Raw genomic sequence first — 20,694 nt, forward strand, 5'->3', positions numbered from 1 at the left:
ATGCCCCGCGCCGCCGATCTCCGTCATTCGTCCGGCAAGCCCGGCACGCCGCTCATCTCGCTCGTGGTGCCCTGCCACAACGAGGCGCCGGCGCTCGACAGGTTCCACCGAGCCGTGGCGCCCGTGCTCGACTCGATCGCCGACGCGCGTTTCGAGATCGTGTGCGTGAACGATGGCAGCACCGACGCCACCCTCGACACGCTGCTGGCACTGCGCCGGGCCGACGCCCGCATCCGCGTCATCGACTTCACGCGCAACTTCGGCAAGGAAGCCGCACTGAGCGCGGGCATCGACGAAGCGCTGGGCGACGCCGTCATTCCCATCGATGCCGACCTGCAGGATCCCCCCGCGCTCATTCCCGTGATGATCGAGCGCTGGCGGCATGGCGCGGAAGTCGTGCTCGCCAAACGCACGAACCGGGCGAGCGACAGCTTCGCGAAGCGTGTCGCCGCCGGTCTGTATTACCGCATTCACAACCACCTGTCGGAGGTGAAGCTGCCGGAGAACGTCGGCGACTTTCGACTGATCGACCGGCGGGTGGTCACGGCGCTCAAGCGAATGCCCGAGCGTCATCGCTTCATGAAGGGACTCTTTGCGTGGGTCGGCTTCCGCACGGAGATCGTCGAATACGTGCGCGAACCGCGCAGTGCGGGCGAATCGAAGTTCTCGGGCTGGCGTCTGTGGAATTTCGCGCTCGAAGGCATCACCAGCTTCAGCACGGTGCCGCTGCGCTGCTGGACGTATATCGGTGTCTCGCTCGCGCTCCTCTCGCTCGCCTATGGCAGCTACATCACCTTGCGCACAATCATTCACGGGGTCGATGTGCCCGGCTACGCCTCGTTGCTCGTCGGCATGCTGTTCCTCGGCGGCATTCAGCTCGTCGGTATCGGCGTGGTCGGCGAATATGTGGGCCGGATCTACTACGAATCGAAGGGACGGCCGCTGTATCTCGTGCGTCGTCGCTACCAGTCGAGCGTCAAGGTGAGCCATCTGCCGACACACGCAGGCGCCCGCATGCATCGCCACCTGCACGAGACCGGTGCGACGCTCCCGTCCCCCCGCAAGGCAATGCGCACGCAGGCAAACGGCGGCAAGTCGTTCGCGGCCCGCGCCCATCGATTCATTTCGCGCTGAGGCAGAGGGCAGGTACCCGCCTCAATGCTCAATCGTTCCTGTAGGTCCAGTAGCGATGCAGCAGGAAAGTCGTCGGCGGCACGATCAACACCACCGCCGCGATGCCCATCCAGTGATTGCCTCCCAACCACTCCACCGTGCGCGCCACGGCAGTGGTCAGCAACAGGCCGAAGACCGAGACCGACACGAAGCGCGCCAGGCTCGTGCGGTGCACGCGCGCGGAAAAACTCCACAACGTGTTGAGCAGGTAGGCACACGGCGTGGCCGTGCAGAAGGCAATGGCGTTCGCGAGCACGGACCCCGCGCCCAACGCTTCGATCAGCGTGATCGCCACGATTACGTGCACCGCCGTCGAAATCACGCCCGACACGCCGAAGCGCACGAGCGGCACCACGAGCGCGCGCACGTGCGGCGACGCTCGCAAGCGTCGCATGGCGGAGGACGAAGGGCGCGGATCGGACATCGCGGAAGCTCGTGAAAGACGGCAGTTGGTTTGCCTGACGATACAGACGGCCGCGCTCGCCACGGATCGCCGGCCCGCCGCCAGACCCCAATGAACATGAATTTATTCCATTTCCCGGAATATGGGTTGCGCGCCAACGGGATGCGTCTAGGATTGCGGGGTACTCCGCAGCAACGATATCCCTCAACAAGAACAGGAGGAAGACAATGCAACGCCCCAACGCCATCCACGCCGCCAGCATGCTGGCCTTCGCCGTCGCGACGTGGAGCGCCACCGTGCAGGCTGCCGACACCGCATCCGCGGCCGCATCTCCCGCATCGCAAACGCTCACGGTCGCCGGTCTTTCGCAACCGGCCGACATCCTGATCGACCACAACGGCGTGCCGCACATCTTCGCGGCGAACGAGCGCGACGGCTTCTTCGTGCAGGGCTTCAACGCCGCACGCGACCGGCTGTTCCAGATCGACCTGTGGCGACGCCGGGGTCTCGGTCAGCTCTCGGAAGTCTTCGGCCGCGCCTATGTCGCGCAGGACGACGCCGCGCGCCGCTTCGTCTACCGCGGCGACATGGCGACCGAATGGCGCCGCTACGGGCCGGACGCCAAGCCCGCCGCCGAGGCATTCGCCGCCGGCGTGAACGCCTACATCGGCTGGCTCGCGGCGCATCCCGACCAGATGCCCTACGAGTTTCGCAAGGTCGGCTACTGGCCGGCGAAGTGGACGGCGGAAGACATCGTGCGCATTCGCAGCCACGGTCTCACGCGCAACCTCAAGAGCGAAGTCGCGCGCGCGAAGGTCGTGTGCAAGGCGTCGCTCGACGCCGACAGCGTGCGCGTCGGTCTGCAGCCCGCATGGAAGACGCAGGTGCCCGAGGGGCTCGACCCCTGCCTGCCCGACGATCTGCTCAAGGTCTTCGATCTGGCCACGCAAGGCGTGAAGATCACCAGGGAGTCGTTGCAGAAGGCCGACGCCGACATCGTGCAGCTCGCCGAGAACGGCCCGTACGACGTTTCGACGGAATCGGCCGAAGGCAGCAACAACTGGGTGATCGCGCCGCAGAAGTCGGCCACGGGCCGCGCCATCATGGCCAACGATCCGCATCGCGCCTACGCCGCCCCGAGCCTGCGCTACATCGTGCAGGTGAGCACGCCCACGCTCGATCTGATCGGCGCGGGCGAGCCCGCCATTCCGGGCGTTGCCATCGGACACAACGGCACCATCGCGTTCGGCCTCACGATCTTCAACATCGACCAGGAAGATCTCTACGTCTACGAACTGAATCCGGCCAATCCCGACCAGTATCGGTATCGCGGCAAGTGGGTGCCCATGCGCACGGTGCAAGAGACGATCGCCGTGCGCGACGGCGACCCGGTGCGCACGGATCTGAAGTTCACGAAGCACGGCCCGGTGATCTACGTCGATGCCGCGAAGCATCGCGCGTATGCCGTGCGCACGGCGTGGCTCGAGCCCGGCATGTCGCCCTACTTCGACGCCATGCGCTACATGCGCGCGAAGAACTACGCGCAGTTCCAGAAGGCGCTCGACACGTGGGGCGCGCCGACCGTCAACCAGGTCTACGCCGACACGTCCGGCAACATCGGCTGGGTGCCGAGCGGCATGGCACCGATCCGCCCGAACTGGGACGGCCTGATGCCCGTGCCCGGCGACGGCCGCTACGAGTGGGCGGGATTCTGGCGACGCGATCAACTGCCCTCGGCGTACAACCCCGCGTCGGGCTACTTCACGACGTCCAACGAAATGAACATGCCCGCCGGCTATCCCTATGCCGAGCGCAAGCTGGGCTTCGAGTGGACCAACGGCTCGCGGCACGCCCGCATCGACGAAGTCCTGCGCGCGAAGGACAAGGTCTCCATCGAGGACTCGGAGCGCCTGCAGAACGACATCGTGTCGATTCCGGCGCGGCGTCTCACGGCACTGCTCGCACCGCTCTCGAGCGACGATCCGCAAACGGCCGCCGCGCTGCGCCTGCTCAAGGGCTGGAACGCCGAAGTGCGCGCCGACTCGGCGCAAGCGGCGCTGGAGGAGGTCTGGTTCAGCCGCCATCTGGGCCGTGCGTACAAGAACGCCGTGCTGCCCAAGGCGGCGGCCGAGAGCTTCGGCGCCCCCGACCCGGCCCCCATGCTCGACGCCCTCGAACGGCCTGCCGCCCGCTTCGGAGAGAACGCCACCGCCAAGCGCGACGCCGTGCTGCTCACGAGTCTGGGCGAAGCCTGGGGCGAGATGGTCAAGCTCCAGGGCGCCGACCCCGGCGCGTGGCAGTGGGGCAAGCTCCAGACCAACCTCAACGCCCATCCGCTCGCCGACGCCGTGGATGCCGACATGCGCGCCAAGCTCAACGTCGGTCCACTGCCCAAGGGCGGCAGCGCGTTCACGCCGAACCAGTCCACGTACCGCGTGAGCGACTTCCGCCAGACCAACGGCCCGTCGTTCCGGATCGTGGTCGACGTCGGCAACTGGGACAACACGCGCGCGGTGAACCTGCCGGGCGAATCGGGCAATCCGGACAGCCCGCACTATCGCGATCTCGCGCAGAAGTGGCTCGACGGCCAGTACTTCAAGCTGCCTTACTCGCGCACGGCCGTCGAGGCCGAAACGGAGACGCGGCTGCATCTGGTGCCAGAGGCGTCGCGCTAGGCAGACAACCTCGTAGTCATGCATGAAACACGGCCGGCGGGAAATCCCGACCGGCCGTGTTTTTCGTGAATGGCCCCGCGCGGACGCCTCGATCGGTCAATGCCCGCCGGCCGCGAACTCCGGCTTCTCGCGCTTGGCGCCGCGCGTGCGATCGACGGCGTTCGTCGGCACCAGCAACAGCAGCAGCACGACGCCAACCGAGATCGCCAGGATCGACAGGAAGGTGAGGTGCAGCGAATGCTGCAGCACCGCGCGGATCGCCTCTTCGGCGACGCTCGATACCCCGCGGTCTTCCAGCACATGACGCAGTTGGTCCGAGGTCACCGGACCCAGCCCGCTCGAATGCGTCAGACCGAAGTTGAGCACGGCGCCGAAGAGCGTCGCGCCGAGCGTGCTGCCCAGATTGCGCGAGAAGATGTTCGACGCCGTGGCGCTGCCGCGCTGCGACGGATCGACGAGTTCCTGAATCAACACGAGCGCACTCACGCTGCCGGTGCCCATCGAGAAGCCCATCAGAAATGAGCCGAAACCGGCGAGCAGCGGCGAACTGCTCGGGCCGAGCAACGAGAACACGATGCCTCCCAACGGCATGAGCAGGCTGCCGCCCACGAGAATGCGGCGCAGGCCGAACCGGGTGAACGTCTTGGCCGCGATCGTCGAGCCGATGGGCCAGCCGACCATGATCATCGTGAGCGCCATGCCGGCGACGACCGGCGTCTGACGCAACACCCCTTGGGCATACATCGGCAGAAACGTCGTCAGGCCCATGAGCACCATGCCGGAGAGCAGCGTCGCCGCGTTGGCCGCCGCAATCGGGCGACGGCTCCACAGCGCGAACGAAATCATCGGGTCCTTGGCGCGGCGTTCCTGCCAGACGAACAGCGTCGAGGCGACGACGCAAACCAGCACGCCCGACCACACGTGCGTATCGCTGAAGGCGTTCGCATCGGTGAGCGCGATCATCAGCGCCGCCACGGCGATCGTGAACAACCCGGCGCCGAGCACATCGATGCTCGGTTGCTGGCGCGGCGCCTCCTCGTGCAGATAGGCGACGAAGCCCGCCGCCGCCAACAGGCCGATCGGGATGTTGATCCAGAAGATCCACGCCCACGACAGCTCGCGAATGATCAGACCGCCGAGCATCGGCCCGAGCACCGCCGAGATGGCCCACACGCTCGCCAGGTAGCCCTGCACCTTGCCGCGCTCGCTGATGGGGTAGTAGTCGGCAATGATCGTCAGACTGACCGGCTGGATACAGGCCGCGCCCACGCCCTGCAACAGGCGGAACGCGATCATCGCGGGCATCGACCATGCGAGCCCGCCGCCGAGCGAGGCGATCAGGAACACGGCGATGCCCACGAGGATGACCGGCTTGCGGCCGTAGAGATCGGCCAGCTTGCCGAACACCACCGTCATGGCCGTTTGCGCGAGCAAAAAAGCGGAGAAGACCCAACTGTAGAGATTCAGACCACCGAGTTGGGCAACGATTTGCGGCATGGCCGTCGAGATGATGGTGGCCTCGATGGCCACCATCGACGTGGCCGCCATCACGGATGCCACGATGAACGGCCGCACGGAATTGCGTGTCGCAGACATGTGTTTTTTGATTTTGGGGGATGAAGCGCAACAACTTGCGGGGACCGCCGTCCTCCTGTCGGAGGCAGCAGCTACGCCGGGAAGCGGAAGACGGAGATCGAACGCAGCGGCAGATGCCGCGCGCGTAGTCGAGACGACTTGGGCCAGGCGATGCAATAAAGCATAGCCGAATGCGGAAAAACGCGTATGAAGCGGTCCGTCGCGAGCGGGGGGCGCCCGGGAAACCTTACGCCACGCGGCTTCGCGCCAGCGATAACCCTGCCCGGAGGTGGGGTTTGGAAGGTTTCGACGCGCAAAAAACGGCGTGAGCGCCGGTAGCGGCGACAAATGATGCGTCGCCGCACACGTTGCCCGCACGCGACACCGGACGTCCCGATTTCCAGGACGCCGATGCGGCCTATCGTCGCACCAGACGCAGCACCACGAGCAGCACGATGGCGCCGATGGTGGCCGTGATGATGCGCCCGAGCATCCCCTGCGCGAGGGCGACGCCGAGATGGTGCAGCAACCACCCGCCGATGAACGCCCCGATCACGCCGACGATCATGTCGCCCACGAGACCGTAACGGCCACCGACCACCAGCCCGGCGAGCCAGCCCGCCACGAGCCCTACAAGCAGGAACACGATAATGTCCATGATTGAACCCCCGTTCGCGTCAGGCAGCGCGGTTGCGCTTGACGATGCCGTAGATCACCAGCAGGACGATGGCGCCGAGGATCGAGGCGATCCAGCCGGCCGACTGGCCTTCGGCGTAGATGTGGAGAAACTGACCGACATATTTGGCGAGCAGCGCGCCGGCAATGCCGAGGATGATGGTCATGACGATGCCCATGTTATCCCTGCCGGGATGTAGGGCGCGAGCGATGAGGCCGACGATCAGACCAACGACGATGGTGCCGATAATGCCCATGACGTGTCTCCAAGGACGGGAACCCGAACGCAGTATAGCGTCGAATCCCACCGTTTCGGCAACTATCCCGTTGCGCCCCACCGGACGGGCTTCCCGCCCGCATTCGAGCCCCTCCGGCACGACCGGACGCGCTATGCCGGTTATAAGCGATGCCTATTTGTCAAAAACGCGCCGCTGCGCGATGATGAGGCACGGTAGCCAATCTGCGGGGCCGCAGCGTCCGTATAGCCTTGAGGCCGTTGGCAATGAGGCAACGAAACGGACGTCGCGTCGACGCGTTATAATCCGGGGCTATCAGATCCCCCACATCATGCAACTGCTCGCTCTCGGCCTGAATCACCACACGGCGCCCGTTTCGCTGCGCGAACGGGTGGCGTTTCCGTTCGAGCGAATCGAGCCGGCGCTGGCGGCCCTCAAGGGCTTGTGGACCGGCAGCGGCAATTCGAGCGCCCCCGAGGCCGCCATCCTGTCGACGTGCAACCGCACCGAGATCTACTGCGTGACCGACGACGCCGCCGCCCGCGAGCGCGCGGTGCACTGGCTGTCCCAGTTCCACAACATTCCCGCGAGCGACCTCGCCCCCCATCTGTACGCCCTGCCCCAGTCGGACGCCGTGCGTCACGCGTTCCGCGTGGCGAGTGGCCTGGATTCGATGGTGCTCGGCGAGACGCAGATTCTCGGGCAGTTGAAGGACGCCGTGCGCACCGCCGCCGAGGCCGGTGCACTGGGCACGTATCTGAACCAGCTTTTCCAGCGCACGTTCGCGGTGGCCAAGGAAGTGCGCGGCCAGACCGAGATCGGCGCGCACTCGGTGTCGATGGCCGCCGCGGCGGTGCGTCTCGCCCAGCGCATTTTCGAAAGCCTCAGCACGCAGAAGGTGCTGTTCATCGGCGCGGGCGAGATGATCGACCTGTGCGCGACGCACTTCGCCGCGCAGAATCCGAAAGCCCTGTACATCGCAAACCGTACCGCCGAGCGCGGCGAGAAGCTCGCCGAGCGTCTGGGCGGCACCGCCATCCGTCTGTCGGAGCTGCCGCAGCGCCTGCATGAGTTCGACATCGTCGTGTCGTGCACGGCGAGCACGCTGCCGCTGATCGGACTGGGTGCGGTGGAGCGCGCCATCAAGGCCCGCAAGCACAAGCCGATGTTCATGGTCGATCTGGCCGTGCCGCGCGACATCGAGCCGGAAGTCGGGCGTCTCACCGACGTCTTCCTGTACACGGTGGACGATCTTGGCGCGGTCGTGCGCGAAGGCAACGCGCTGCGTCAGGCCGCGGTCGCGCAGGCCGAAGCGATCATCGAGACGCGCGTGCAGCACTTCATGCAATGGCTCGATGCGCGCAGCGTCGTGCCGGTCATCCGGGACATCCACGGCGCAGCCGAGGCCATGCGCATGGCCGAGCTAGAACGTGCCCAGCGCATGCTCGCGCGCGGCGACGATCCTGCCGCCGTGCTCGATGCCCTGTCCCAATCCCTCACGAAGAAATTCCTGCACGGTCCGACCCACGCGCTGAACACGGCGCGCGGCGAATCGCGCGAGCAGATCCTTCACCTCATTCCCGAACTGTTCCGCGCCTCGGGATCCGTCGACAAATAGATGAAAGCGAGCATGCAAGCCAAGCTCGACCAATTGACGCAACGTCTGGTCGAGCTTGATGGGCTATTGAGCCAGGGCGACGTTACCCGCGATCTGGACAACTACCGCAAGCTCACGCGCGAACACGCCGAGCTCGCACCGGTCGTCGCGCAATACCAGCAATATCGTCAAGCCCAGAACGATGTCGCGGCAGCGCAGGAGATGGCCGCCGACCCGGAAATGCGCGAATTCGCCGAGACCGAGGCCGCGGACGCCCGCGCCCGCATGGACGACATGGAAGGCACGCTGCAACGCATGCTGCTGCCGCGCGACCCGAACGACGATCGCAACATCTACCTGGAAATCCGCGCGGGCACCGGCGGCGACGAGTCGGCGCTCTTCGCGGGCGACCTGCTGCGCATGTACACCCGCTACGCCGAACGTCAGCGCTGGCAGATCGAGATCATGTCGGCGAGCGAGTCTGACCTGGGTGGCTACAAGGAAGTGATCGTTCGTCTGGTCGGTCAGGGCGCCTATTCGCGCCTGAAGTTCGAATCGGGCGGCCATCGCGTGCAGCGCGTGCCGGCCACGGAAACGCAGGGCCGCATCCACACGTCGGCCTGCACGGTGGCGGTGATGCCGGAGGCCGACGATGTCGCCGACGTCGAAATCAATCCGGCCGACATTCGCATCGATACGTTCCGCGCCTCGGGCGCGGGCGGCCAGCACGTCAACAAGACGGACTCGGCCGTGCGCATCACGCACCTGCCCACGGGCATCGTCGTCGAATGTCAGGACGACCGCTCGCAGCATCGCAACAAGGACAAGGCGCTCAAGGTGCTGGCCGCGCGCATCAAGGACGCGCAGTTGCGCGCCCAGCAAGCCAAGGAAGCCGCCACACGCAAGAGCCTGATCGGCTCGGGCGACCGCTCGGAGCGCATCCGGACCTACAACTTTCCGCAGGGCCGGATGACGGATCACCGCATCAACCTCACGCTCTACAAGCTCGAATACATCATGGACGGCGATCTCGACGAGATGATCAACGCGCTGGTGACCGAGCATCAGGCGGAACTGCTGGCGTCGCTGGGCGAGGCGGCGTGATGCCGCACGGTGCGGGTGAGGACGCCACGGCGCATGCACCGGCGACGGTCGCGTCGCTGCTGCGCGAACCCGGCCTGCCACCGCTGGAGACGCGTGTACTGCTCGCCCACGTGTTGGGCTGGAGCCGTACCCAGCTCATCACGCGCGACCGCGAGCCGCTCGCGCCCGACACGGTCGCGGTCTATCGTGCGCTGCATGCCCGCCGTGTCGCAGGCGAGCCGATTGCCTATCTGGTCGGCACACGCGAGTTCTTCGGACTGACGCTCTCGGTCAACCCCGCCGTCCTCATTCCCCGCCCCGAAACCGAATTGCTGGTGGAACTGGCGCTCGACCGTCTGGCCGGGTGCAAGGCGCCGCGCGTGCTCGATCTCGGCACCGGCAGTGGCGCCATCGCACTGGCCATCGCCCATGCACGTCCCGACGCCAAGGTCACCGCGCTCGACCGTTCGGGCGATGCGCTCGAGGTCGCCCGCGAGAACGCCGGGCAGCTCGGCCTGTCGCGCGTGCAGTTCCTCGCGAGCGACTGGTACGCGGCGCTGCCGGCGGACACCACGCCGTTCGACGTCATCGTCTCGAATCCACCGTACATCGTGGCAGGCGACGAGCATCTGGCCCAAGGCGATCTGCGCTTCGAACCGGTCGACGCGCTCACCGACCACGCCGACGGCCTCGCCGCCCTGCGCGCGATCGTGAAAGGGGCGCCGGCACGACTCGTCGCCGGTGGCTGGCTGCTGTGCGAGCACGGCTATCACCAGGCGGCCGACGTGCGCGCGCTTTGCACCGCGGCAGGCTTCGCCGACGTGTTCTCCGAACGCGATCTGGCCGGCATCGAGCGCACGACGGGCGGACGCCGCCCCGAGACGGCTCCGACGGCCACGGCGGAAAACCGCTAAAATGGCGGATACGCCGATTTTCCGGCATCCCCTCGGGCTTTCCACCATGACTACCCAGCAACGTATCCAGCAAATCGTCGCCGACCACCCGGTCGTGCTCTTCATGAAGGGCAATGCGCAGTTCCCGATGTGCGGCTTCTCGGGCCGTGCCGTGCAGATCCTGAAGGCGTGCGGCGTCGACAATCTGTTCACGGTGGACGTGCTGCAGGACGAGGAAATCCGTCAGGGCGTGAAGGAATTCGCCAACTGGCCCACCATTCCCCAGCTCTACATCAACGGCGAATTCATCGGCGGCTCGGACATCATGATGGAGATGTACCAGAGCGGCGAACTCAAGCAGATCCTCGCCGAACTCGCGTAATTCCGCACCCATGACGCGCTCGACGGGAACGGCGGCGCCCACGCGTCTGATCGTCGCCATCACGGGGGCGACCGGCGCCGTCTACGGAGTGCGTCTGCTCGAGCGCCTGCGCGCGATGGGCGGCGTCGAGACGCACCTGCTCGTCTCGAGCGCCGGCTGGCTGACCCTGCGCCATGAGCTCGGACTCGAGCGAGGCGACGTGCAGGCGCTGGCCGATCAGTACCACAGCGTGCGTGAGATCGGCGCGAACATCGCCAGTGGTTCGTTCGCCACGACGGGCATGATCGTCGCGCCGTGCTCGATGAAAACGCTCGCGAGCGTGGCGCACGGCCTGTCCGACAATCTCATCTCGCGTGCGGCCGACGTCACGCTCAAGGAGCGGCGCCGTCTCGTGCTGATGGTGCGCGAAACGCCGCTCAATCTCGCGCATCTGCGCAACATGACTGCCGTCACCGAGATGGGCGGCATCGTCTACCCGCCGCTTCCCGCCTTCTACAATCATCCGGCATCGCTCGACGCCATGGTCGACGACACCGTCGCACGCGTCATCGATCTGTTCGGCATCGCACCGCCCGTCTCCACGAGTTGGGACGGCCTCGGCAAGGACGCCGAAGCCTGAGGCCTGTGGCATCCGTCGGCAGTGCGGCACAGCCCGGGGCTAGCGCACGCCGTCGACCCAACGCTGTAACGTTTCGAGCGCACCCTGCAGCTGGCCGGCGGCCGACTCCGGCGTCTGCACGCACAGCTCCAGCATGACTTCGTTCGGATCGAGCAGATAGAGATGTTCGCCGTCGCCATGCCGCTCGACGGCGAACGGCACTTCGTAGGCGTTGAGCCGCGCCTTCCAGCGCTCGATGCCTTCGCGATCCCGCACGCGCAGCGCCACGTGGTGGATCTGTGCCTCGGGCGTGTCGTGACGATCGGCGGGAGCGAGCCCGTCGCAATTGAAGAAGGCAAGCGCCGCGCCGGGAGCCAGTTCATAGCTCACGAGCAGGTAGGGCTTACCCCAAAGACGGCTCATGCCGGTCTGCGCACCTGCCAGCCGGAAGCCCATGACGTCGACGTAGAAGCGGTGAGTGAGAGTCGCGTCGTAGCTCGGGTGCGCGACATGATCGATGGCCACGGGGGTCACCGGTGCCGACGAGTCGACGGCGAAGGTGGGGTCAAGCACGGCCTGAGTCATCAGGATCCCTCGGGCAGCGAAGTGGCGAAGCACGCCGGCGGGCCGCCGCGCGGACGCGACGGCATTCGGGAAACTGCGTTTGTAGTGTAGTCTCGCAACTCGCGTGTCGGCAACCGAGTGTCAGCAGGAGCCGCATGGACTATAGTAAAAACGCCACACTTCGCGTGCCAGGCCGCACACCCCCTGTATGTGACATGTTCGCGACCGGAGTTTGTCATGGAGACCACCCTCTCGCCTGTTGTCGTCTACACCGTTGTGACGCTCGTGTTCGTCATGCTCGTTCTCGTCGTGCCGGCGGGCGCCCGCTGGCGCGCCGTGGCATGGCCCGCGTCGGCGCCACCGCTCTCGCCGCATCGGCCAGGCGATCTGCTCGGCACGCCGCGTACGCCCTATTGGCGCTCCCCTGACGCAACGCAGGACCTTCGGCGCCCGTCGTATTTCGCGACTTCGGCCCGGCGCGGCCGACGCCCAGCGAGCTTTCTCGCCCCGCGGGACCACGAACGACGCTGATCGTACGCAGGTCCGCGTCCGCCTCGGAACGTCGCAGGCTTCCTTACGCCTTGTTACATCTGTAGTGCCGCCGTAGCACCGGCCGGTGTCCGCGCTCCGTAGAATCGGGGCTCATGATTCGCGCGCCTGCACACGGACAGACGCCGACGACGAGGTCGACGTGACCTCGTCCGAGCAGAGAGCGCGTCGCCAACAAGGAGAACAGATGAAAGGACAGTACTGGATCGCCGCTGCCGGTATCGCAGCCGCGCTCGCCTCGGGCAGCGCCCTCGCGCGCACCGACGTCTCGATCAACATTGGCATCCCCGGTCCGGCCATCGTGGCGCCGGGTCCGGTGTACGCTCCGCCGCCCGTCTACGCGGCGCCCGCACCGATGATCGTGACACCGCCTCCTCCGGTGATCTATGCGCCGCGTCCGCATTACTGGCGCGGACCGCCCCCGGGACATTGGCGTCACGACCGCGACTGGGATCGCCGTGGTTGGGACCGTCGTGGCTGGGATCGCCGCGACGGCCACTACCATCGCTGATCGCAACGCACGAAGAGAAAGACAAAGCCCCGCAAGGTGAAGACCTTGCGGGGCTTTGCTTTGATTCGCGTCGACTCGCCTTTTTGACGGCGCAGCGTCGCGCCTCGCCGCCTCGTTCACCTCCCGACTTTCCTGTGGACCGGATTCCCGCTTTGCGTTGTGGCATCCAGGGAGGATCAATAGCGATAGCAGCAGGGGTGCCCGTAATACCCGCCGTAATATCCTCCGTAATACGGCCGGGCCGGCACGACGACGCATCCGGCAAGGGTGACGGCCAGCAAGGCAGCAACGACTAACTTCATGGTCTGACTCCTGATAAAGGAAACGCGCATCCGTTCGCTTCCTTTATATCGTCGTGCCGAAGCCAGTCCCATCACGCGTCTGTAAGCCGTGTAAGCGAAGGTTGCCAAACGAGGAACGTGTCGCACTTTGTTACGTAACACGCCCCGGCAAGGCCGCAACACCGGCACGCGATCCATCTCGCGAAAGCTTCGCCGCACACGCGACGCATTGGCCGCGATCAGACGGTCTCGTGGCGATGAATGTCGTGCGTGACGAAGCCCGTCGTGTCGCTCGGCATGGCGAGCCAGTCGGGATGCGCGAGGGTGCGGCGCATGTCGTCGAGGCCGCTCGACCAGTGATCGAGCATCGCGGCCAGTCCGAACTGATAGTCCTTGTAGTGCCCCTCGTACTCCTTGTTTCGGTAAATGAGCTGAATCACGTTGTAGCGTTTGCTGCACGCGATTTCCTGCGCCGCGTGGCACCACGGATCGTGCGCCCGCACGTCGGCGGGCACGCGCTCGAGCACTTCGCGCAGCACGCGACGATAGTGCTGCGCGCGCTGCAGGTGGTCCGTGACGAGACGCGTGCGGCTCGAGAACTGGATGTCCTTCTGCCGGTCGGCCACATCGTTGAGGTTATCCGGCAGCGGACCGCGCGCGCTCCACAGATCGACCTGGAACGCGATCGTGTCGCGACGCGGCGACGTGCCGAGCACTTCCGAGAGCGGCGTGTTCGACACCAGGCCGCCATCCCAGAAATACTGCCCGTCGATCTCCACGGCGGGAAAGCCCGGCGGCAGCGCGCCGGACGCCATGAAATGCTCCGGGCGCAGCACCTCGCGCGTGTTGTCGAAGTAGACGAAGTTGCCCGTATGCACGTTGACCGCGCCGACGGACACGCGAATCTCGCGCGAATTGATGCGATCGAAGTCGGCGAACCGTTCCAGCGTGCCGCGCAGGGCGGACGTGTCGTAATAGCTCGCATGCGCGGGATCACCCATGGCGGTGGGCAACGGCTGCGGCCAGCGCGGCGTGAAGAAGCCCTTCTGCCCTTCGACCATCGCGCGCCAGGCCTGCCACGCGCTGTAGGCGATGCGTCCCGATTCCGGACCGTTGAGAATGGCGGCCTCGAACGGCGCAGGCAGCGGCGGGAGTAGCGCGGGCTCGCAGATTGTGCACCAGAACGCTTCGAGCTGCGCGACGCGGCGCTCGGGCGCATTGCCGGCGATGATCGCCGTATTGAGCGCGCCGATGGAAATGCCCGCGATCCAGTTCGGCTCGATTCTGGCTTCATACAGACCGGCATACACGCCCGCCTGATAGGCCCCGAGCGCCCCGCCACCCTGCAAGACGAGCGCCACCGTCTCGTAGGGCGGCAGATCGATGGCCCGCTTGGGGACTTTCGGCGGATTGGCCGTCATGACCGTTCTCCTGAAACTTCCTGACACTGACGAATCACGGCGGGGCGCGACCGACTCGCGTGCGCCGCGCCGTGCGCGTGAGTTACTGCATGAACCAGCCGTGGCTCACCACGAACGACTGCCCCGTGAAGGCCGCCGTCGGGAACGTGGACAGGAACAGCGCGGTCTGCGCGACATCGTCGACCGAGGTGAATACGCCGTCGACCGTGCCGCCGAGCATGACTTTCTTGATGACCTCGTCTTCCGAAATGCCGAGTTCCTTGGCCTGCTCCGGAATCTGCTTGTCCACGAGCGGCGTGCGCACGAAGCCCGGGCAGATGACGTGCGAGCGCACGTTGTGCTTCGCACCTTCCTTGGCAAGCACTCGCGCCAGCCCGAGCAGCGCATGCTTGGCGGCCACGTAGGCGGACTTCAGCGGCGAAGCCTCGTGCGAGTGCACCGAACCCATGTAGATGACGATGCCGCCGCGGTCGTCCTTGTACATGTGCTTGAGCGCCGCCTTCGTGGTGAGGAAGGCGCCGTCCACGTGGATGGCCTGCATCTTCTTCCAGTCGGCGAACGAATAGTTCTCGATCGGATTGACGATCTGGATACCGGCGTTGGAAATCAGGATGTCGATCGAACCGAACGTTTCGGCGACCTTGTCGATGCCGCTGTTGACCGCGTCTTCGCTGGTCACGTCCATCGCCACGCCGATGCCGCTTGCCGCCCCCGTGACCACGGCGACTTTCCCATTCAACGGATTCACTGACTGGCTCATTTGCACTCTCCCGATTCGTCAAGATGGCGGGTCATGCGGCACAGGACGCACCGGCATGGCTCGTCGGACTCACTGCATTCAAACAGAAAAGGCGCCTTGCGGCGCCTTTTCCTGCATTACCGCGCGATCGGCTTGTAGCGGATTCGCTTCGGTTTTGCCGCCTCCTCGCCGAGGCGCTTCTTCTTGTCGGCCTCGTACTCCTGGTAGTTGCCCGGGAAGAACTCGACGTGCGAGTCGCCTTCGAAGGCCAGAATATGCGTGGCGATACGATCGAGGAACCAGCGATCGTGCGAGATCACCATCACGCAGCCGGCGAATTCGAGCAGTGCGTCCTCGAGTGCGCGCAGCGTCTCGACGTCCAGGTCGTTCGACGGTTCGTCGAGCAGCAGCACGTTGCCGCCGGAGATCAGCGTCTTGGCCATGTGCAGACGGCCGCGCTCGCCGCCCGAGAGCGAACCGACCTGCTTCTGCTGGTCCGAGCCCTTGAAGTTGAAGCGGCCGATGTAGGCGCGCGACGGCGTTTCGTACTTGCCCACCGTCAGCACGTCGGCGCCGCCCGAAATCTCTTCGAACACGGTCTTGTTGCCGTCGAGCGCATCGCGGCTCTGATCGACGTAGGCCATCTTCACCGTCGGCCCGACCTTGATCTCGCCGCTGTCCGGCTGCTCGCGTCCCGTGAGCATCTTGAAGAAGGTCGACTTGCCGGCCCCGTTCGGGCCGATGATGCCGACGATGGCGCCCGGCGGCACCGTGAAGCTCAGGTCGTCGATCAGCAGACGATCGCCGAAGGCCTTCGACACGTTCTTGAACTCGATGACTTCGTTGCCCAGGCGCTCACCCACGGGGATGAAGATCTCCTGGGTTTCGTTGCGCTTCTGGTATTCCTGGCTGTTGAGCTCGTCGAAACGGGCCAGACGCGCCTTCGATTTGGCCTGACGGCCCTTCGGGTTCTGACGCACCCACTCCAGTTCCTTCTTCAGCGCCTTCTGGCGCGCCGACTCGCTGGCCTCTTCCTGCTTCAGGCGTTGCTCCTTCTGGTCGAGCCACGAGCTGTAGTTGCCCTTCCAGGGAATGCCGTGTCCGCGGTCGAGTTCGAGAATCCATTCGGCCGCGTTGTCGAGGAAGTAGCGATCGTGGGTCACGGCCACGACGGTGCCCGGGAAGCGCGTGAGGAACTGTTCGAGCCAGTCGACCGATTCGGCGTCCAGGTGGTTGGTCGGCTCGTCGAGCAGCAGCATGTCCGGCTTCGAGAGCAGCAGACGGGCCAGTGCCACGCGACGCTTTTCCCCCCCCGAGAGCACGCCGATCTTGGCGTCCCATGCCGGCAGGCGAAGCGCGTCGGCCGCGACTTCCAGCGTCTGCTCGATGTTGTTGCCATCGCTCGCGGCGAGGATGGCTTCGTACTTGGCTTGTTCGGCGGCCAGCGCGTCGAAGTCCGCGTCCGGCTCCGCGTAGGCGGCATAGATTTCGTCGAGCTTCGTGCGGGCTTCCATGATTTCGCCCATGCCGCCTTCGACGGCTTCACGCACGGTCTGTTCGGGATCGAGCTGCGGCTCCTGCGGCAGATAGCCGATGTTCAGGTTCGCCATCGGGATCGCTTCGCCCTCGATCTCCTTGTCGACGCCGGCCATGATCTTGAGCAGCGTCGATTTGCCCGAGCCGTTCAGGCCCAGCACGCCGATCTTGGCGCCAGGGAAGAACGACAGGGAGATGTCCTTGAGGATGTGACGCTTGGGCGGCACGATCTTGCCCACGCGGTTCATGCTGAATACGTACTGTGCCATTCGGCTTTCCTGATCCTGAAACGGTTATGACGGCTCTCGGGCGAGCGCCAGACAGCGGCCAGTTTAACAAAGGGCGACACGCACGGCATCGGGCGCGTCGATGACGAGCTCGCCGCGCGCATAGGCGCAACAAGGCAGCAGCCAGCCCTCGGCCTTCTCCTCACGCGACAGGCCCGGCCACTCGATGCGGTACGTCACCGGCGCCGGCGTGCCGCCCGTTTGCGCCTGGCACAGACACGCCCGGCATGTGCCGTTGCGGCACAGGCTCGGCAACTTGACGCCTGCCGCCTGCGCGGCCAGCAGGATCGGCGTGTCGGCCGGGACGTCGAATTGCCAGCCCGATGGCGCAAGCGTGACGCGGTAGGTCGGCGCGGCCGGCGTGCCGGCGTCTTCCGCCACATCGGCGGAGGCGGCGGAGGTGGCGGAGACGACAGGAGAATCCGGGGGCAGGCGGTTCAAGGCAAAGGCGCTCGGTGGGCATCGAAACGGTGCACGGCGCATCTTGCGCCAACGCGCTACCATAACCCGTTCCCGCGACCTTTTGTCGCGTCGACGGTGCGTCGCTTGCGCTGCTGCCCGTCCGCCATCGCAAACCGGCCGCCTTGCAACATTGGCGCTCACCGCCCGCCGCGATCTCCATTACCGTTTTTGCTCATGTCCGCTGCCTCCGAAAACACGCCCGCACACGCACCCGCCCCCACGACCGGCGTCGAGGTCGCCAACGCGCGACTCATCGACACGTCCGGCCTCGAAACCGCCCTGTATGCCTTTGCCGACGCACGCGACTGGCACCGCCACCACACGCCGAAGAACCTTGCCATGGCGTTGTCCGTCGAAGTTGCGGAACTGGTCGAAATCTTCCAGTGGCACACCGACGCCGAAGCCAAGGCCGTCATGCAGACGAACGAGGCGCGGCACGTGGAGCAGGAATTGGCCGATATCGCCATGTACCTTGTGCGGCTCTCGTCGGTGCTCGGTGTCGATCTGAATCGCGCCGTGTGCGAGAAGCTCGTCATGAACGCGCGGAAGTATCCGGCGCCGCCGGCGTGACGCACGCCTTGCAATTTCGGCCGACGCCCGCATAACCGACACGCCGGACGCGCGCACCGCAGGCGGTCCGCCCCGAATTTCGAAGAGATCAACGCTATGTCGCAGCCATCCCAGGCTTCTCAGGCTTCCCCGGCGCCGCAGTCGTCCTCCGGCGCGGCGCATGCGCACGGCAAACCGTCCCGACGCACTCTGCCCGCACGGCCGCGCTGGCTGATGCTCGCCCTCATCGCACTGCTGCACGCGTACATCGGCTGGCGTCTGCTCACGCCGCTGCCGGTCGCGCTCGGCTGGAAGGTGCTCGGCGGCCTGTGGCTCGTGGCGTCGACGGTGCTCATCCCGCTCGGCCTCATGAGCCGCGCCATCCAGCGCGAACCACTGGCGACGCTGCTGACCTGGACCGGCATGACGGCCATCGGCATCTTCTCGTCGCTGTTCGTGCTCACGGTCGTGCGCGACGTGGTGTTGGGCGTGGCGCTGGCCATCTCCGAATTCGACGCGCAACTCGTCACCCGTTCGGCCGTCATCGTGCTGGTGCTCACCGCCGTGGCGACGCTGCTCGGCTTCTATAACGCGCGACGCCTCGCTCGCGTGGTCGAGGTCGAGGTGCCCATCGCCGACCTGCCGCCCGAGCTCAAGGGATTCACCATCGTGCAGTTGAGCGACATTCATGTGAGCTCGACGATCCGACGCCGTTACATCGAGGCCATCGTCGAAGCATCGAATGAACTCAAGCCCGATCTGGTGGCCATCACCGGCGATCTGGTCGACGGCGGCGTGCCCGCGCTGCGCGAGCACATTGCCCCGCTCGGCCGATTGGCCTCGCGCCACGGCACTTACGTCTGTACCGGCAACCACGAGTACTACTCGGGCGCACCGGCGTGGGTGGAAGAGCTGCGCCGCATCGGGCTGACCGTGCTGGAAAACGAACACGTGGTGCTCGATCACGAAGGCGCGGCGCTGACCATCGCCGGGGTGACCGACTTCACCGCCCATCACTTCGATCCCGAAAAGCGCAGCGATCCGGCGGCGGCGGCCGCGGGCTCGCCCGAAGGTGTTCCGCGCGTGCTGTTGGCGCATCAGCCGCGCAGCGCTCCCGCAGCCGAGGAAGCCGGCTTCGATCTGCAACTCTCCGGTCACACGCATGGTGGACAATTCTGGCCGTGGATGTATTTCGTGCCGCTGCAGCAGCCGTTCGTGCATGGGTTGCACCGCCTGGGGCGTCTTGCCGTGTACGTGAGCCGTGGCACCGGTTACTGGGGCCCGCCCAAGCGCTTCGGCGCACCCTCGGAAATCACGCGAATCCGGCTGGTTCCTGGGAACGCCTGATGCCGCGTCAGATCCGTGCGGTATTGGCCGCCGGGCCTCCCCGGGCGAGCCGTATTCGATGACGCTACAATCGCCTTTCCCTGAACGTCCGGTCCGTGCCGTCCCGCTGCCGTCATGAAGTCACTGCCACCCGCCTCTCCGCTCGAAACCGTTGCCGTACGTCTGCGTGGCAAGATCACCGGCGTCGGCTATCGTCAGGCCGCCGTGCGCGAGGGGCACCTGATCGGCGTGCGCGGCTGGGTGCAGGCGCTGCCCGAGGGCGACGTCGTCGCCATGGTGCAGGGCACGCCCGATCAGGTCGACAAGATGCTGGAATGGATGCGGCATGGCCCGCCCGGCGCACGCGTGACCGATTTCGAGAGCGAAGTCGAGTACACGGGCCGGCGTTTCGACCGTTTCGAACAACTCTGACATGACGCCGCCCGTGACGCCTCGCACACGCCTTGCCATCGACGATGACGCACCGCGCATCGTGACGCTGCTCTCGCAGCTCGGCTACGATACGCCGCTGGAGATCGTCCGGCGCAATATCGCGCTATCCGCCGCACAAGGCGACGACGCCGCGTTCGTCGCACTCGACGCCGACGGGCAGATCGTGGGATGTATCGGATTGCACGCGCTCACCATGTTCCATCTGGCGGGGCGGCTGGGGCGCATTACGGCGCTGGTGGTGGAGGAGAATGTGCGGGGTTCGGGCGTCGGGCACGCGCTGATGGCGACCGCGCACGCGTGGTTCCGCGAACGGGGATGCGAGAAATTCGAAGTGACGAGCAGCGACCATCGGGTCGCCGCGCATCGCTTCTATGCGCGCCATGGCTATGCCCGCGACGGGCAGCGACTGGCGCGCAGGAGTCAGACGACGTCGCTGACTTAGTTCTTGTGGCGGTAGTTGATGCGGCCCTTGCTCAGGTCGTAGGGCGACATCTCCAGCGTCACGCGATCACCCGCGAGAATGCGGATGCGGTTCTTCTGCATGCGGCCGCTCGCATATGCCACCACTTCCACGCCGTTCTCGAGCGTTACGCGAAAGCGATTGTCCGGCAACACATCCGAAACGTGTCCGCTGAATTCGATCAGTTCTTCCTTGGCCAATATCGTGTCCTCTTGAGGGCGCCGCTCGCGATGGGCGCGGCACCGGTGTTACAGAAGGTTCGTTCG

At 65.9% G+C, this 20,694-nt stretch carries 24 protein-coding genes; 13 read left to right on the forward strand and 11 right to left on the reverse strand.

The annotated features are described in order from the left end of the window. The gene (locus tag RO07_RS22755; protein ID WP_052266817.1) at window positions 1–1,134 is read left to right on the forward strand and encodes a glycosyltransferase family 2 protein; all 1,134 of its coding nucleotides are present in this window, start codon (window positions 1–3) and stop codon (window positions 1,132–1,134) included. Between the two features lie 28 nt (window positions 1,135–1,162). Here the strand turns inward: RO07_RS22755 and RO07_RS22760 are convergent, their stop codons facing one another. After that, entirely contained in the window at window positions 1,163–1,597 is a 435-nt protein-coding gene (locus RO07_RS22760; RefSeq protein ID WP_072637134.1) for a GtrA family protein, read from the reverse strand. A 206-nt stretch (window positions 1,598–1,803) separates the two neighbouring features. Here RO07_RS22760 and RO07_RS22765 point away from each other — a divergent pair, with 206 nt between their 5' ends. Then, complete coding sequence (locus RO07_RS22765; protein ID WP_039406120.1) at window positions 1,804–4,251, forward strand: penicillin acylase family protein; 2,448 nt, start codon at window positions 1,804–1,806, stop codon at window positions 4,249–4,251. 96 nt (window positions 4,252–4,347) lie between these two features. Here the strand turns inward: RO07_RS22765 and RO07_RS22770 are convergent, their stop codons facing one another. The 3 genes from RO07_RS22770 to RO07_RS22780 all read right to left on the reverse strand — a co-directional run bounded on the left by RO07_RS22770 (window position 4,348) and on the right by RO07_RS22780 (window position 6,758). Next, window positions 4,348–5,847 carry an MDR family MFS transporter gene (locus RO07_RS22770; protein ID WP_052266818.1) on the reverse strand — a complete coding sequence of 500 codons (1,500 nt, stop codon included), beginning with the start codon at window positions 5,845–5,847 and terminating at the stop codon, window positions 4,348–4,350. 397 nt (window positions 5,848–6,244) lie between these two features. Beyond that, window positions 6,245–6,484 carry a GlsB/YeaQ/YmgE family stress response membrane protein gene (locus tag RO07_RS22775; RefSeq protein WP_039406126.1) on the reverse strand — a complete coding sequence of 80 codons (240 nt, stop codon included), beginning with the start codon at window positions 6,482–6,484 and terminating at the stop codon, window positions 6,245–6,247. A 19-nt stretch (window positions 6,485–6,503) separates the two neighbouring features. Further along, the gene (locus tag RO07_RS22780; RefSeq protein ID WP_039406128.1) at window positions 6,504–6,758 is read right to left on the reverse strand and encodes a GlsB/YeaQ/YmgE family stress response membrane protein; all 255 of its coding nucleotides are present in this window, start codon (window positions 6,756–6,758) and stop codon (window positions 6,504–6,506) included. A gap of 310 nt (window positions 6,759–7,068) precedes the next feature. Here RO07_RS22780 and hemA point away from each other — a divergent pair, with 310 nt between their 5' ends. The 5 genes from hemA to RO07_RS22805 are packed head-to-tail and all read left to right on the forward strand — an operon-like array spanning window position 7,069 to window position 11,311. After that, a complete protein-coding gene (gene hemA / locus RO07_RS22785) occupies window positions 7,069–8,355 on the forward strand; it encodes a glutamyl-tRNA reductase (protein WP_039406129.1) in 1,287 nt (428 codons plus the stop codon). Continuing rightward, complete coding sequence (gene prfA / locus RO07_RS22790) at window positions 8,356–9,438, forward strand: peptide chain release factor 1 (RefSeq protein ID WP_039406130.1); 1,083 nt, start codon at window positions 8,356–8,358, stop codon at window positions 9,436–9,438. Continuing rightward, window positions 9,438–10,331, forward strand: a complete 894-nt coding sequence (prmC, locus tag RO07_RS22795) for a peptide chain release factor N(5)-glutamine methyltransferase (protein WP_052266819.1) — start codon at window positions 9,438–9,440, stop codon at window positions 10,329–10,331. Before prfA ends, prmC begins: the two co-directional genes overlap by 1 nt. Before the next feature lie 46 nt (window positions 10,332–10,377). After that, window positions 10,378–10,692, forward strand: a complete 315-nt coding sequence (gene grxD / locus RO07_RS22800; protein WP_039413376.1) for a Grx4 family monothiol glutaredoxin — start codon at window positions 10,378–10,380, stop codon at window positions 10,690–10,692. Between the two features lie 10 nt (window positions 10,693–10,702). Next, on the forward strand, window positions 10,703–11,311 hold the full coding sequence (locus RO07_RS22805; RefSeq protein WP_039406131.1) for a UbiX family flavin prenyltransferase: 609 nt from the start codon (window positions 10,703–10,705) through the stop codon (window positions 11,309–11,311). Between the two features lie 39 nt (window positions 11,312–11,350). Here the strand turns inward: RO07_RS22805 and RO07_RS22810 are convergent, their stop codons facing one another. Beyond that, a complete protein-coding gene (locus tag RO07_RS22810) occupies window positions 11,351–11,863 on the reverse strand; it encodes a VOC family protein (RefSeq protein ID WP_160118096.1) in 513 nt (170 codons plus the stop codon). A gap of 228 nt (window positions 11,864–12,091) precedes the next feature. Here RO07_RS22810 and RO07_RS22815 point away from each other — a divergent pair, with 228 nt between their 5' ends. Both RO07_RS22815 and RO07_RS22820 read left to right on the forward strand, forming a co-directional pair. Beyond that, a complete protein-coding gene (locus RO07_RS22815) occupies window positions 12,092–12,385 on the forward strand; it encodes a hypothetical protein (RefSeq protein WP_039406132.1) in 294 nt (97 codons plus the stop codon). A gap of 205 nt (window positions 12,386–12,590) precedes the next feature. Further along, window positions 12,591–12,914, forward strand: coding sequence for a hypothetical protein (locus tag RO07_RS22820; protein WP_039406133.1), 324 nt, complete (start codon window positions 12,591–12,593; stop codon window positions 12,912–12,914). A gap of 176 nt (window positions 12,915–13,090) precedes the next feature. Here RO07_RS22820 and RO07_RS26755 read toward each other — a convergent pair whose 3' ends face one another. From RO07_RS26755 to RO07_RS22840, 5 genes are all read right to left on the reverse strand, one after another. Next, window positions 13,091–13,216, reverse strand: a complete 126-nt coding sequence (locus tag RO07_RS26755) for a hypothetical protein (protein WP_257786852.1) — start codon at window positions 13,214–13,216, stop codon at window positions 13,091–13,093. 218 nt (window positions 13,217–13,434) lie between these two features. Continuing rightward, a complete protein-coding gene (locus RO07_RS22825; protein WP_039406134.1) occupies window positions 13,435–14,616 on the reverse strand; it encodes a DUF3734 domain-containing protein in 1,182 nt (393 codons plus the stop codon). An 82-nt stretch (window positions 14,617–14,698) separates the two neighbouring features. Further along, window positions 14,699–15,364: a 3-hydroxybutyrate dehydrogenase gene (locus RO07_RS22830; protein WP_174234892.1), complete on the reverse strand. Its 666-nt coding sequence runs from the start codon at window positions 15,362–15,364 to the stop codon at window positions 14,699–14,701. A gap of 128 nt (window positions 15,365–15,492) precedes the next feature. Next, complete coding sequence (ettA, locus tag RO07_RS22835) at window positions 15,493–17,160, reverse strand: energy-dependent translational throttle protein EttA (protein ID WP_039406136.1); 1,668 nt, start codon at window positions 17,158–17,160, stop codon at window positions 15,493–15,495. Window positions 17,161–17,223: 63 nt separating this feature from the next. Then, complete coding sequence (locus tag RO07_RS22840; RefSeq protein ID WP_418303693.1) at window positions 17,224–17,619, reverse strand: 2Fe-2S iron-sulfur cluster-binding protein; 396 nt, start codon at window positions 17,617–17,619, stop codon at window positions 17,224–17,226. A gap of 195 nt (window positions 17,620–17,814) precedes the next feature. Here RO07_RS22840 and RO07_RS22845 point away from each other — a divergent pair, with 195 nt between their 5' ends. The 4 genes from RO07_RS22845 to RO07_RS22860 all read left to right on the forward strand — a co-directional run bounded on the left by RO07_RS22845 (window position 17,815) and on the right by RO07_RS22860 (window position 20,410). Then, window positions 17,815–18,210: a nucleotide pyrophosphohydrolase gene (locus RO07_RS22845; RefSeq protein ID WP_084072765.1), complete on the forward strand. Its 396-nt coding sequence runs from the start codon at window positions 17,815–17,817 to the stop codon at window positions 18,208–18,210. A 213-nt stretch (window positions 18,211–18,423) separates the two neighbouring features. Then, window positions 18,424–19,536: a metallophosphoesterase gene (locus tag RO07_RS22850; protein ID WP_039406137.1), complete on the forward strand. Its 1,113-nt coding sequence runs from the start codon at window positions 18,424–18,426 to the stop codon at window positions 19,534–19,536. 114 nt (window positions 19,537–19,650) lie between these two features. Next, a complete protein-coding gene (locus tag RO07_RS22855) occupies window positions 19,651–19,947 on the forward strand; it encodes an acylphosphatase (protein ID WP_039406138.1) in 297 nt (98 codons plus the stop codon). Window position 19,948: 1 nt separating this feature from the next. Then, the gene (locus RO07_RS22860; RefSeq protein WP_039406139.1) at window positions 19,949–20,410 is read left to right on the forward strand and encodes a GNAT family N-acetyltransferase; all 462 of its coding nucleotides are present in this window, start codon (window positions 19,949–19,951) and stop codon (window positions 20,408–20,410) included. On the opposite strand, the gene infA is transcribed toward RO07_RS22860, so the two are convergent. Continuing rightward, the gene (gene infA, locus RO07_RS22865) at window positions 20,407–20,628 is read right to left on the reverse strand and encodes a translation initiation factor IF-1 (RefSeq protein WP_039393473.1); all 222 of its coding nucleotides are present in this window, start codon (window positions 20,626–20,628) and stop codon (window positions 20,407–20,409) included. The genes RO07_RS22860 and infA overlap by 4 nt on opposite strands. Window positions 20,629–20,694: the final 66 nt, after the last annotated feature.

Source organism: Pandoraea pulmonicola (genome assembly GCF_000815105.2).
Lineage (GTDB): Bacteria > Pseudomonadota > Gammaproteobacteria > Burkholderiales > Burkholderiaceae > Pandoraea > Pandoraea pulmonicola.